General features: G+C 50.4%; 10 protein-coding genes and 4 tRNA genes. 6 read left to right on the top strand and 8 right to left on the bottom strand.

The genetic code is table 11. From position 1 onward, the window contains the following. Positions 1–37 precede the first annotated feature (37 nt). From EHW56_RS13160 to EHW56_RS15715, 5 genes are all read right to left on the bottom strand, one after another. Positions 38–1756, bottom strand: a complete 1719-nt coding sequence (locus EHW56_RS13160; protein WP_046074481.1) for an ABC transporter ATP-binding protein — start codon at positions 1754–1756, stop codon at positions 38–40. 756 nt (positions 1757–2512) lie between these two features. After that, positions 2513–2589 (bottom strand) — tRNA-Pro (locus tag EHW56_RS13155). A gap of 25 nt (positions 2590–2614) precedes the next feature. Continuing rightward, positions 2615–2690, bottom strand: a tRNA-His gene (locus tag EHW56_RS13150). Between the two features lie 35 nt (positions 2691–2725). Next, a tRNA-Arg gene (locus EHW56_RS13145) sits at positions 2726–2802 on the bottom strand. Positions 2803–3206: 404 nt separating this feature from the next. Next, positions 3207–3296 carry a hypothetical protein gene (locus EHW56_RS15715; protein WP_369795697.1) on the bottom strand — a complete coding sequence of 30 codons (90 nt, stop codon included), beginning with the start codon at positions 3294–3296 and terminating at the stop codon, positions 3207–3209. Between EHW56_RS15715 and EHW56_RS13140 the strand changes: the two genes are divergently transcribed. After that, the gene (locus EHW56_RS13140) at positions 3267–3560 is read left to right on the top strand and encodes a cytochrome c5 family protein (protein ID WP_369795698.1); all 294 of its coding nucleotides are present in this window, start codon (positions 3267–3269) and stop codon (positions 3558–3560) included. The two genes, EHW56_RS15715 and EHW56_RS13140, sit on opposite strands and share 30 nt — an antisense overlap. 44 nt (positions 3561–3604) lie before the next feature. Here the strand turns inward: EHW56_RS13140 and rep are convergent, their stop codons facing one another. Further along, positions 3605–5626 (bottom strand): DNA helicase Rep, encoded by a 2022-nt coding sequence (gene rep / locus EHW56_RS13135; protein ID WP_046074483.1) that lies wholly within the window; start codon positions 5624–5626, stop codon positions 3605–3607. Between the two features lie 167 nt (positions 5627–5793). On the opposite strand from rep, the gene EHW56_RS13130 reads away from it, so the two are divergent. The 4 genes from EHW56_RS13130 to EHW56_RS13115 all read left to right on the top strand — a co-directional run bounded on the left by EHW56_RS13130 (position 5794) and on the right by EHW56_RS13115 (position 10947). After that, positions 5794–6354, top strand: coding sequence for a TetR/AcrR family transcriptional regulator (locus EHW56_RS13130; protein ID WP_227486555.1), 561 nt, complete (start codon positions 5794–5796; stop codon positions 6352–6354). Positions 6355–6375: 21 nt separating this feature from the next. After that, a complete protein-coding gene (locus EHW56_RS13125) occupies positions 6376–7482 on the top strand; it encodes an efflux RND transporter periplasmic adaptor subunit (protein ID WP_046074485.1) in 1107 nt (368 codons plus the stop codon). A gap of 12 nt (positions 7483–7494) precedes the next feature. Then, complete coding sequence (locus EHW56_RS13120; RefSeq protein ID WP_046074486.1) at positions 7495–10587, top strand: multidrug efflux RND transporter permease subunit; 3093 nt, start codon at positions 7495–7497, stop codon at positions 10585–10587. A 93-nt stretch (positions 10588–10680) separates the two neighbouring features. Beyond that, positions 10681–10947, top strand: a complete 267-nt coding sequence (locus EHW56_RS13115; protein ID WP_077579525.1) for an accessory factor UbiK family protein — start codon at positions 10681–10683, stop codon at positions 10945–10947. Positions 10948–11020: 73 nt separating this feature from the next. Here the strand turns inward: EHW56_RS13115 and ilvC are convergent, their stop codons facing one another. After that, a complete protein-coding gene (gene ilvC / locus EHW56_RS13110; protein ID WP_152797038.1) occupies positions 11021–12505 on the bottom strand; it encodes a ketol-acid reductoisomerase in 1485 nt (494 codons plus the stop codon). A gap of 132 nt (positions 12506–12637) precedes the next feature. Here ilvC and ilvY point away from each other — a divergent pair, with 132 nt between their 5' ends. Further along, positions 12638–13501 (top strand): HTH-type transcriptional activator IlvY, encoded by an 864-nt coding sequence (ilvY, locus tag EHW56_RS13105; RefSeq protein ID WP_069590338.1) that lies wholly within the window; start codon positions 12638–12640, stop codon positions 13499–13501. Positions 13502–13698: 197 nt separating this feature from the next. Here the strand turns inward: ilvY and EHW56_RS13100 are convergent. Beyond that, positions 13699–13775 (bottom strand) — tRNA-Asp (locus EHW56_RS13100). Between the last annotated feature and the right edge of the window lie 71 nt (positions 13776–13846).

The raw sequence follows: 13846 nt of genomic DNA, 5'->3' as shown, positions 1-13846 counted from the left end.
GATGAGGTGCGGCGCAATGCCGCGTCGACATAGCGTGCTATGCCGGTTGCAAACCTTCCGTGCTCATTCCCTTAAACTCTGGCATCAATGAGATAAGCTGACGGCTATATTCGTGTTGTGGGTTAGTAAACAGTTGCTCTGTCGGTGCCACTTCTAACAGCTGGCCTTTGCGCATCACACCAATGCGGTCACACATTTGGCGAATCACCGGCAAATCGTGACTGATAAACAACATGGTGAGATTGAGCTCGTCCTGCAGATCTTTGAGCAGGTTCAAAATTTGCGCCTGTACTGACACATCCAACGCGGATGTCGGCTCATCGCAAATCAGTAAACGCGGACGCGTCGCCAATGCGCGAGCAATCGAAATACGCTGGCGTTGCCCCCCAGAGAACTCGTGCGGATATTTAATCCCTGCGCCGCGACCCAGGCCAACGTGATCAAGCAAGTCGCCGACGATTTGGCGGATTTGAGACTCGCTTTCGGCCAAACGGTGAAAACGAATGGGCTCAGCGATAATGTCGTAAATCTTCATCCGTGGGTTCATGGATGAATACGGGTTTTGAAACACCATTTGCATTTGGCGACGGATAGGACGTCGGGCGCGTTCGTTTTTAATCGCGGTCAGATCGATATCTTCAAAAATGATTTGCCCCGTGTTGGGCGGATAAAGCCCGGTGATCGCGCGCGCAATGGTCGACTTTCCTGAGCCCGACTCACCGACAAGACCAAAGGTTTCCCCCTCAACCACGTCAAAGCTGACATGATCAGAGGCTTGGACGTATTCGCGGCGGCTCGCAAAGAGAGAATCCTTAGTAATAAAGCGCAAGGACACATCTTTCACCTGCAGTAGCGGACCGCTATAAGCGCGCTGATCTTGGCTTTGCCCCAGCCAGTGATTCTTGACATCAAGCTCAAGGGTCTCACCGGCTTCCTCGATATAATTGACCAGCGGAAAGCGGTCCAGCTTGATATCAGAGCGTGGCACCGCTGAAATGAGACTTTGCGTGTAAGGATGCTGAGGCTCACCTAACACTTGCTGGGTGGTGCCCAGCTCCACCAAATCACCACGATACATCACCGCGACACGGTCGGTCACATTGGCGACCACGCCCATATCATGGGTGACCAGCATACAGCCAACATTTTTCTTTTGGCATAAGTCGCGGATGAGGTTAAGGATTTGATCTTGGATGGACACATCCAACGCCGTGGTCGGCTCATCGGCAATGATGAGATCCGGCTCCCCGGCCAGCGCAACCGCAATCACCACGCGCTGACGCATCCCGCCGGAAAACTGATGGGGGTATTGTTTGATGCGCAGCTCTGGCTCAGGGATCCCCACCTGCTCCATTAAATTAAGCGCGCGCTGATAGGCCTGTTGCTGCGTCACATTCAAGTTGGTCAAAATGGTTTCGGTAAGCTGCTGCTCGACCGTAAACAGCGGATTCAGGGAGGTCATCGGGTCTTGAAAGATAAACCCAATTTTATCACCGCGCACTTTGCGCATTTCGTTGGGGGTTAGCCCGGAGATTTTTTTACCGTCCAGATACACATCGCCACTGGCAATGCGACCCGGCGGACTGAGCAAATCAATCACGGCATTACCCACCGTTGACTTGCCCGCCCCAGACTCACCCACCACGCCAACAATCTCACCGCGCTCAATCGTTAATGACAATGACGTCACGGCGGCGTGAACGCCATGGCGAGACGGGTACTCTATTCGTAGATTATTTACTTCTAGCAGTGACATTTTTCATCCTTGATATCGTCTTAGGTGACGATCGACTTCCTTACCAAAACAAGGTGATATGATCTTGCCTCGGAGAGATGCGGATTTAATCTGGCAAACATTTCACAAAAAATCAACATCACAGCAGAAAATGCCATAATGACACAGTCGGCTCGAATATTCATTCACTTGGCTACGATTGTGTACCCAAGCGTCAAACAAAAAATACACTTCATATCATAAAGATATAAGGTATTACGCTTTCCCCTGTTTTAAAGCAAATCGCGCATAGAATAAAGCAAAGTTATTTAACAGCGTGTAAACAATGACAGCGATAAGCACCAAAAAAAACGCATTTGTCGAGTTAATTGATTACTTAATAAATGAAAGGCAGTTTTTTGAACCACACAATGATAGGTATAGCAGTCACATCAAAAGGTGTGGTTTTTATTGCTGATTGGTGACTTTTTATCTATCAGAATCTTGATAGAGTTCTAATTTCTGCATTTTATCCTCTCTCAACGTCGCCACGTAGAGAAAAGAATCACCAACACGTACTCGCAAATCGATATAAAGCAGTCCCATAACAGGGAAGCTTGAAGGGGGGAAGACATGTTCATAGGGGCCAAACGAAAAAAACCAGCCATTAGGCTAGGGTTTGTAATAGTGGTCGGTGAAGAGGGATTCGATGGGGCGGCTTCCGGCCCCCGACCCTCGATCTCCAACGAACAGGCATAAACAAAAAAACCCCAGCCGTTAGGCTAGGGTTTGTAATAGTGGTCGGTGAAGAGGGATTCGAACCCCCGACCCTCTGGTCCCAAACCAGATGCGCTACCAAACTGCGCTATTCACCGACATATTCGCTGTGAGCGAAAATAATGGGGTGGCTGACGGGACTTGAACCCGCGACAACTGGAATCACAATCCAGGGCTCTACCAACTGAGCTACAGCCACCACTGATTTTTTGCCAATTTCCTTTATCCCCGGAATGGCGCGCCCGACAGGATTTGAACCTGTGACCTTTGGCTTCGGAGGCCAACACTCTATCCAACTGAGCTACGGGCGCTTGCCCCGTTGGCGGTGACGAATATTACGGATATCACCACCAGCCGTCTAGCACTTTTTTTAATTTTTTTACTGACTGGTCTCTTTTTCAACAAATTGCGTAGAAATCGTCAGTAAGGTCTCTACTATAACGGTTTAACGTAACAATCTAAAGCGCTATAATCACCTAATCTTTACACGGAGTTAACCCAGCAACGTTGGCAAATCCGTTAAGACGAGACTGACAGGCCGCAACCGAATCACCCTTGATTGATTCACCCCCTTAGGTTGGCGGCAAATAAGATAAAAAAGGCGTTAAGCCACCAGTAATGTGGGAGTGTCATTGTGAGCGCAAAGGGAAAAAGTCTAGGTCAAATTATGGTTGCCACCGTGGCGGCCCTGTTATTTGCTTCTGCTGCGCAAGCGCTAGAAGTGTCTGAGCAAGAAAAAGCCGCTATTGCTGAACGCATTGCCCCGGTTGGTGATGTGTATATTGACGGCGAAGCGCCAACGCAAACCGCCGCCGCAGAGCCGAGTGGCCCACGCAGCGGCGAGCAGGTCTACAACACCTACTGCACCGCGTGTCACGGCACAGGCGCAGCCGGCGCGCCCAAAACAGGCGATGCCGCCGCTTGGGGGCCACGTGTCGATAAAGGCATGGAAACGCTGACCACGCACGCTATCAACGGCTTTAATGCGATGCCTGCCAAAGGGACGTGTATGGATTGCTCGGATGATGAGATTGTGGCGGCCATCGAGCACATGCTCGACGCACTTTAATACCGCCGCGCAGCCAGTGTGACAATAACGCCGCCCTTGCGGCGTTATTTGTTTTTATCCAGCATGGCTTTTAGGTTGGCGATTGCGGCTTGCCCTTTCTCCATCCGCTCTTCTTGTGAAACAGGCTTTCTTTGCGACTCCCACTCCACATCGTCAAAAGGAAGCTCTTCCAGGAAGCGGCTTTGCTGAGGTTTAATCACTTCACCAAATTGACGCCGTTCTCGACACACTACAAAGGTCAGCGCCTTTTGCGCACGAGTCAGTCCGACATAAGCCAAACGCCGCTCTTCATCGATATTGTCTTCATCAATGCTCGACTGATGCGGCAATAAACCTTCTTCCATGCCAATCAGGTAGACATAAGGAAATTCGAGCCCTTTGGAGGCATGCAAGGTCATCAACTGGACTTGGTCTGCGTCATCATCGTCTTCCCCCCGCTCCATCATGTCACGTAGTGTAAGGCGCTGAACCACCTCTCTTAAGCTGCGTTCGACCTGATCGGGGTTATCACCTTCTAAGTCGGCGACAATCCAACTATAAAGCTGTGAGACGTTTTTCATCCGCATTTCAGCCACTTTAGGGCTTGAAGACGTTTCGTACAGCCACTCTTCGTAGTGAATGTCACGCAAAAGCGCCCTCACCGCCGCCACGGTATCGCCTCGCTCGGCTTGATCGGATAATTCTACCACCCAGCGGGTAAACGCTTGTAGCGACGCCAAACCACGTCCCGATAAATGTTGACTTAGCCCGAGCTCGAAGCTTGCCGCAAACAAGCTCTTTCCGCGTTGGTTGGCATAACTGCCGAGTTTCTCTAACGTCACAGGGCCAATCTCACGTCGTGGCGTGTTAACGACTCGCAAGAACGCGTTGTCATCATCGGGGTTCGTGAGCAGGCGCAGATAGGCCATGATATCTTTGATTTCTGCACGTGAGAAAAACGACGTCCCACCCGAGATCTTGTAAGGAATGCGGTTTTGCATCAGCGCTTTTTCGATTAAACGCGATTGGTGGTTTCCGCGATAAAGGATGGCGTAATCTTTGTATTGGGTACGTCCGAGAAAACGATGGCCTATCAGCTCGCCGACCACGCGCTCCGCCTCATGTTCTTCATTATTGGCCGTCAATACTTTGAGCATGTCGCCATCAGGTAAAGCAGAAAATAAGGTCTTTTCGAATACATGGGGATTATTGGCAATCAAGATGTTGGCCGCGCGGAGGATGCGACTGGTTGAGCGGTAATTTTGCTCCAACTTCACCACGTGCAAACGCGGAAAGTCTTGCTGAAGATACACCAGATTTTTCGGCTGAGCCCCTCGCCACGAGTAAATTGACTGATCGTCATCCCCGACCACCGTGAAACGTGCACGCTCACCCACTAGCAGCTTCACTAACTGATATTGGCTGGTGTTGGTATCTTGATACTCATCGACCAATAAATAACGAATGCGCGCTTGCCACCGCTCGCGTACGGCTTGGTTTTGGCTAAGTAGCGCGACCGGCATCAAAATGAGATCATCAAAATCCAGCGCGTTATACGCACGCATTTGTTTTTGGTAGCGCGCGTAACAGGCGGCAAACAGTTGATCACGCTCGCCTTGCGCCTGAGCCAGTGCTTCATCCGGCCCCAACATGGCATTTTTCCAGTTGGAAATGGTATGCACTAACTGACGGAGCAAATCTTTATCGTTATCCAACTCTTGTTCGGTCAGGGCTTTTAACAAAGCTAATTGGTCTTGATCATCAAACAGCGAAAAGCCTGCCTTGAGCCCCAAGGTTTTATATTCTCGCCGAATGATATTGAGGCCCAAGGTATGAAAGGTCGACACCATCAAACCACGCGACTCTTGCTTTCCTAAACTTTGTGCTACCCGCTCTTTCATCTCGCGTGCCGCTTTGTTGGTAAAGGTTACCGCAGCGATATGGCGCGCTTTATAGCCACATTGCTGAACCAAATAGGCAATTTTATGGGTAATGACACGTGTTTTTCCCGAGCCGGCCCCTGCCAAGACCAAGCAAGGTCCAGAGATATGTCGTACGGCATCGGATTGCGCGGGGTTAAGTTTCATGGTGACAACACCTCATCAGTGGCTGAATGAGCATTGTAGAGCGAATCCAACTGATGTCTATCTCACCGCAGCAGAGTGCATTTTGCTTGCTACACTTTATGCTTGTCATCTGCGCGAAAAACGCTCTAAAATGAATGAACGTTCATTCATTGCTTGGTGCATTATCTATGGACAAACGTACGCAAATCTTTGCCGCGACCGAGCAATTAATCGCGACGGTCGGGCTCGATAAAGTCTCAATGCAACAAGTGGCGACACAAGCACACGTCGCTGCAGGGACCATTTATCGCTATTTCAAAGACAAGGATGATTTGCTTCGCCAACTGTCTTCACACCTGATGATGCAGTGTGCGACCAATATCCAGCAAGGGGTCAAGGATGAACCAACACTCAAACGTCAGTTTGAACGCTTATGGCGCAATACTTGGACTATGATGCTACAACGCGATCATCTGCTATTGTCTCGAGACCAGTTTGATGCGCTGCCACGGGACGACCAGTTACACGCTCAGCGGGAGCGAGATGCCTTCTCCGACCTTTATCAAGTCTTTCAAGAAGGTAAGCAACAAGGCGTGCTCAAGCCCCTTGATGATGAGGTGTTAATCACCTTGGGACTCGAACCCGCTTTTTGTTTAGCTCGCAAACAGGTTCGGGGTGTTATAACCCTGGACAGTCATGCTATCGCAGATGCGATCCACGCTTGCTGGGATGCAATTTCTCTTCACTAACGACGTTCGGAGCTTACTTCGATGAAAAAATGGTTTTTCTTTATGGTTATCCTCGCACTGCTGCTGTTTGGCAGTGTGATTGGCTTTAACCTGTTCAAGCAGCAAAAGATTGCAGAGTATATGGCAAACATGCCAGAGCCCACCCACCCAGTCACCGCGGTGACGGTTGAGGCTGAGCCTTGGACACCAACGCTTGACGCCATTGGTTTTGTTGAGCCTAACCAAGGGATCACCTTAACCACCCAAATTGCCGGTGTCGTCGATGTGATTAATTTTGAGTCTGGCCAAACCGTTGAGCGTGGGCAAAACCTGGTCGAGCTCGACTCGAGCGTTGAAAAAGCCAATTTAGCCAGCACCCAAGCTCGCCTACCGGCGGCGGAAGCCAAGTTTAAACGCTACCAAGGACTGTTTGCTAAAGGCTCTATTTCTAAAGAAGCGCTGGATGAAGCCGAGGCCAATTATCGTTCGCTACAAGCTGACATTAACGCACTGAAAGCCACCATTGCCCGTCGTAATATCCAAGCACCCTTCGATGGTGTGATTGGCCTGCGTGATGTTTTCTTAGGTGAATACTTGCAGCCAGGTACGGATATTGCTCGCCTCGAGGATACCTCGGTGATGAAGCTGCGCTTTACCGTGCCACAAACAGATATTTCTAAAATCCGTCTGAGCCAGCCGTTGCGCATTACTGTCGATGCGTATCCTGAAAAGGAATTCATCGGCTCTATCAGTGCCATTGAGCCTGCGGTCAACAGCCAGAGTGGTCTTATCAAGGTGGAAGCGAACATCCCGAATAACGATGGTCAGTTGCGCTCAGGGATGTTTGCCCGTGCCGATATCGTTCTACCTACCATTGAAGAGCAAATCGTGATTGATCAAACCGCGATTAATTTCACCTTGTACGGGGAAAGTGTGTACGTGATCCGCGAAGAAGAAGGGGAAAAACGCGCGTTCCAACAAGTGCTCAAAGTCGGTGAACGTCGTGGCCATCAAGCACGCATTATCGAAGGTCTGCAACCTGGCGATCAGGTCGTCACCTCCGGCCAAGTGCGATTAAGCAATGGCTCCAAAGTGAAAATCGTCGAAAACGACGCTCTCACACCACCAGAACAATTACCTCAATTGTAAGACGAGGATGTGATGCGCTTTACTGATATTTTTATCCGGCGCCCCGTGCTAGCCGCGTCAATCAGTATTCTGATTGCGCTGCTCGGCCTGCAATCTTTATTTAAGATGCAAGTCAGGGAATACCCGGAGATGACCAATACCGTGGTCACCATCACAACCAGCTATTATGGCGCCAGCGCCGACTTGATTCAGGGCTTCATTACGACGCCACTCGAACAAGCCGTGGCCCAAGCTGATAATATTGACTTTATGACCTCAGAGTCGGTGCTTGGTTCTTCGACCATTACGGTCAATATGAAGCTTAATACCGACCCTAATGCCGCCTTGGCCGATATTCTCGCCAAGGTAAACTCGGTGCGTGCTCAGCTCCCCGCTGAAGCCGAAGATCCGTCAGTATCGATGTCGACCGGTTCGACCACCGCGGTGATGTATGTTGGTTTTACCTCACCCGAGCTCGACTCCAGTCAGATCACCGACTACCTCGAACGCGTGGTCAAACCTCAGCTGTTTACCGTGGATGGCGTTTCCAAAATCGACCTTTACGGCGGTGTGAAGTATGGCCTTCGCGTGTGGCTCGATCCGGAGAAAATGGCGGCATTTAAGCTGGCGGCCACCGACGTGATGTCCGTGCTTGATGCCAACAACTACCAGTCGGCCACCGGTCAGGCGATTGGTACCTTTATGATCTATAACGGCAGTGCCGATACCCAGGTCTCCACCCCTGAAGAGCTGAGTAACTTGGTGGTGGATACCCAAGATGGTCGTGTCGTACGCCTCGGAGACATCGCTAAGGTCTCACTCGAGAAAAGCCATGATCGGGTACGTGCACTGGCCAATGGCTCTGAGGCGGTTGTCGCCGCGATCAATGCCACCCCGTCGGCTAACCCCATAAATATTGCCGCTGACGTCATGGATATGTTGCCGGAAGTTGAGCGCAACATGCCAAGCAATATCGAGATGAATGTGCTGTATGACTCATCTAATGCAATCAATGAGTCCATCAATGAGGTGATCAAAACCATCATTGAAGCGGCACTGATCGTGTTGGTGGTGATCACCCTGTTCTTGGGCTCATTCCGAGCGGTAATTATCCCTATTATCACCATTCCGCTATCCCTGATTGGTGTGGCGCTGGTGATGGAAATGATTGGCTTCTCACTGAACTTGATGACCCTGCTGGCGATGGTGCTGGCTATCGGCTTGGTGGTCGACGATGCGATCGTGGTATTGGAAAACATCGACCGCCATATCAAGCTGGGAGAGTCCCCTTTCCGCGCGGCCATTATTGGTACACGGGAAATTGCCGTGCCGGTTATCTCCATGACACTGACATTGGCGGCGGTGTATGCCCCCATCGCCATGATGGGCGGGATCACCGGCTCGCTGTTTAAAGAGTTTGCGTTAACGCTTGCTGGGGCTGTGTTTGTCTCCGGGATTGTCGCATTAACACTCTCACCGGTAATGTGTTCGACCATGCTGAAAGCCAACGCCAAGCCAAGTCGCTTTGAGCTTGCCGTTCATCGCTTCTTGGATGGAATGACCGACAAGTATGCTCATCTTCTTAGTAAGGTGATGCAACGCCGTCCTGTGGTGGTATCTTTTGCGGTCATCGTCTTTGCCTCTTTACCCGTGCTATTTAATTTTATCCCCAGTGAACTCGCACCATCGGAAGATAAAGGCGTGGTAGTCATGATGGGGACGGCGCCCTCGACGGCTAACCTGGATTACATCCAAAACAGCATGGCGGAAGTGAACCAAAAGCTCGACGAGCAACCAGAAGTGGCCTTTTCTCAGGTCTTTTCTGGGGTGCCGAAGTCGAATCAAGCGTTTGGTATCGCCTCACTGGTGCCTTGGAGTGAGCGGGAAGCCAGTCAGTCCGAAGTGGTAAAACGCATGGCTGACGAAGTGAAAGACATTCCGGGTATGAAGGTCACCACCTTTGAAATGCCAGAACTGCCCGGTGCCTCCTCCGGCTTGCCGATCCAATTTGTGGTGACGACCCCGAATAATTTCGAAAGTCTCTATCAAGTGACCGCCGAAATTATGTCCGAGGTACAATCTAGTCCGAACTTCGTCTATTCGGAGCTGAACCTTAACTTTGATTCGGCCACCATGAATATCAGCATTGATAAAGACAAAGCTGGCTCATATGGCGTGACGATGCGTGATATTGGCGCCACCATTGGCACCATGATGGCGGATGGCTACGTCAACCGTATCGACTTTGATGGCCGCTCATATGAGGTGATCCCGCAAGTGGAGCGTAAATATCGCCTCAACCCTGAGTCCATTGAGAGCTACTATGTTCGTGCGGCCAACGGCGATTCCATTCCGCTGGGCTCGCTGATTGACATTGAAGTCACCGCGGAGCCTCGCTCACTCCCGCACTTTAATCAGCTAAACGCTGCGACCATCAGTGCGGTATCTGCGCCCGGTGTCACCATGGGTACCGCGGTGGATTGGTTCGAAAGCAAGGCAGCAGAATTGCCTAAAGGCTATCAGCACGATTACCTCGGTGAGTCTCGCCAATACGTGACAGAAGGCAGCGCGCTGTATGCCACCTTCTTGTTTGCCTTAGCGATCATTTATCTGGTACTGGCGATTCAGTTTGAATCCTTGCTCGACCCACTGGTGATCTTGGTCTCTGTGCCACTTGCGATTTGTGGTGCCTTAATTGCACTCGCGTGGGGGCTGTCATCAATGAACATCTACTCACAAGTCGGGTTGATAACCTTGATAGGTCTGATTACCAAACACGGTATTCTGATCTGTGAGGTGGCTAAAGAGCAGCAACTGCATCATCAAGCCAGCCGAATGGACGCGGTAAAAGAAGCGGCCAAAATTCGTCTGCGTCCGATCTTAATGACCACTGCCGCGATGATTGCAGGCCTCATCCCACTAATGTTCGCCACCGGCGCAGGCGCCGAGCAACGCTTTAGCATCGGGATTGTGATCGTAGCGGGTCTCGCTATCGGTACGTTATTCACGCTATTCGTTCTGCCAGTGATTTACACCTACCTGGCCAGCAAGCACAAACCACTGCCTGTGTTTGTCGAAGACGATGAACTTGATAAGCTCGATGAAGACTATCGCGCATCACACTAACCCAAAGGGCCTTCGGGCCCTTTTCTTTTATCATCCTTTCGACAAGCTGTGCGTATTTACATAGAATAAAGACAGTTAATAAAGGAGTATTCCATGTTTGACCCCAAAAAACTTGAGCAAATGGCCAAGCAAATTCACGACGCCATGCCTCAGCCTGTTAAAGAGTTAGGCACGGATATGGAAAGCCGTGTGCGCCAAGCCATCCAAGGCCAACTGACTAAGCTGGATGTAGTAAGCCGTGAGGAGTTTGATGTACAAACCCAGGTGTTACTGCGCACCCGTCAAAAGCTCACCGAACTCGAAGCCAAGCTGGATGCCATGGAAACAAAAGTGGGTCAATCGACAGATAACCAAGAATAACCCACGCAGATATAAAAAAGCCTGACCCTCAGGCCAGGCTTCTCTTCCGCGTTATCTCAAACGATCCGCGTTTTTATTTGTCGAGCGCAATTTGTTTCATATCAGTCATATAGCCGCGCAATTCCTCGCCGATAAACTCAATCGGGTGATTACGGATACGATCATTGACCTCGATTAAGGTGGCGTTGTCGACCTGATTAGAGGCTTCTCCGAGTCCTTTACCAATCACATCAGCCCCCACTGTTGGCATAAAGTGTTCGCGCAGCAGCGGTGTCGCGACGTTTGCAAATAAGTAGTTGCCGTACTCAGCCGTATCGGAAATGACCACGTTCATTTCATAAAGACGCTTACGCGCGATGGTGTTGGCAATCAAAGGCAATTCATGCAATGACTCGTAATACGCTGACTCTTCGATAATGCCGGATGACACCATAACTTCAAAAGCAAGCTCGACCCCTGCACGCACCATAGCAACCATCAAAATACCGTTATCAAAGAACTCTTGCTCACTGATGCTTACATCCGACTCGGGATAGTTTTCAAACGCGGTCTGTGCCGTTTCTTCACGCCATGTGAACAAGTCTTTATCGCCGTTTTCCCAATCGGCCATCATGGTCGCGGAGAAATGGCCAGAAATGATGTCATCCATATGTTTGTTATATAGAGGACGCATCAGTTCTTTAAGCGACTCCGACAGTTCAAAGGCTTTGATTTTCGCTGGGTTGGACAAGCGATCCATCATGTGGGTGATGCCCCCGAACTTCAGCGCTTCCGTAATGGTTTCCCAGCCGTACTGAATAAGCTTACCCGCATAACCTGGCTCAACGCCCTCTGCGATCATTTTCTCATAGCAAACGACCGAGCCTGCCTGCAGCATGCCACACAGGATAGTTTGCTCTCCCATCAGATCGGATTTCACTTCTGCCACGAATGAAGAGGCAAGTACGCCAGCACGGTGGCCACCGGTTGCAGCTGCCCACGCTTTCGCAATCTCAAAGCCTTCACCTTTAGGATCATTTTCTGGATGGACAGCGATCAGCGTCGGCACACCAAAGCCGCGTTTATATTCTTCACGCACCTCGGTACCCGGACACTTAGGCGCCACCATAACCACAGTAATGTCTTCACGGATACGCTGACCGACTTCGACAATATTAAAACCATGTGAGTAACCGAGCGCGGCGCCCTCTTTCATCAGTGGCATCACGGTTTCGACGACGTTGGAGTGCTGTTTATCTGGTGTAAGGTTGATCACCAAGTCTGCCTGTGGAATCAAATCTTGGTAGCTACCCACTTCAAATCCATTCTCAGCCGCATTCTGATAAGAAGGGCGCTTTTCATCAATGGCAGCCTGTCGCAGTGCATAAGCCACATCAAGACCCGAGTCGCGCATGTTTAAGCCTTGGTTGAGCCCTTGCGCACCACAGCCGACAATCACCACTTTTTTACCTTTGAGAAATTCGGCCTCGGTGGCAAATTCGTCACGATCCATAAACCGGCATACGCCTAATTGTTCCAATTGTTGACGCAAATTCAGGGTATTAAAGTAGTTCGCCATGGGGTGCTCCATTGATTCAAATCCGTGATTGGGTGTGTTTTCACCGCGTTTTTTTGATACTACCCTAACCACTATATTGCCTAAAGTGATATATTCACAATATAACATTGCAATTAAAGCAACAATAAAATCATGAATGCAAAGCAACTCACGGGCTTCCTCCATCTCTGTGACACCAAAAGCTACACCCGGGCCGCACAAGCGATGCACGTCAGCCCCTCAGCCTTGAGCCGAATCATCCAACGTCTTGAAGAAGATATCGGTCAGCCGCTGTTTATTCGCACCAATAAAGCGGTCGATCTCACCCCAGCAGGTAAAACGCTGCTTCCCGTCGCACGCGATATTCTTCAGCTTTGGCACACGACTAAAGCCAGTATCAATGAACATGCCTCTTTGCTCGGCGGTAAGCTCACGCTCTTTTGTTCGGTCACTGCAAGCTATAGCCATTTACCTGAGCTCCTCGCGCGGTTTCGTCAACAATACCCAAATATCGAGCTACAGCTTCTGACTGGCGATCCCGCCCAAGCAGAAGAGAAGGTGCAAGACAATAGCGCCGACATTGCCATTGCTGCTAAACCCAAACGCTTGTCATCCAGCTTGGTGTTTCAACCGATTGATACAGTCAGTTTGTCGGTTATCGCACCGGCAATGGCCAGCAGTGGCATTGACCTACAAGCCATTGACTGGCAGCACACACCATTAATCTTGCCCGAAGCAGGGACAGCGCGCGAACTCGCTGATCAATGGTTGACCAGTAAAGGTATCGAGCCAAACGTCTACGCACAAATAGCAGGCCATGAGGCGATTGTCAGTATGGTGGCATTGGGCTGTGGTATTGGTGTCGCGCCCGATGTAGTGATTGATAACAGCCCAGTAAAAGACAAGGTTGAGCGATTACGCCAAGAAATTGTACAACCTCTCGAACTGGGCCTTTGTTGTAAAGCTTCCCGCGCAAAAGAGCCTTTACTCAACGCCCTACTCGATGTCATGCGATAAACACAAAAAGCCCTAACACAATGATGCTGGGGCTTAAACGCAAAAAACCCCAGCTTTTCAGCTAGGGTTTCTAAATAGTGGCGGAGGGCCGGGGTTGCGGACAACGGGCAGGCCATCCTGCGGGACTCATTCGCCCGCAGGGCGAACCTGGCCAATAACAAAAAAACCCCAGCTTCTCAGCTAGGGTTTCTAAGTAGTGGCGGAGTGGACGGGACTCGAACCCGCGACCCCCGGCGTGACAGGCCGGTATTCTAACCAACTGAACTACCACTCCGCACCAATGCTGTATGACTAAAGACTTATATCTCTTGGCTTTAATCAATTGTAATCAAAGCCTGGCGATGT

It is taken from the genome of Salinivibrio sp. VGrn1 (assembly GCF_009377995.1).
GTDB lineage: Bacteria > Pseudomonadota > Gammaproteobacteria > Enterobacterales > Vibrionaceae > Salinivibrio > Salinivibrio siamensis.
Note: the sequence above shows the minus strand (reverse complement) of the source record. Positions and strands in the feature narration are given on the sequence as shown.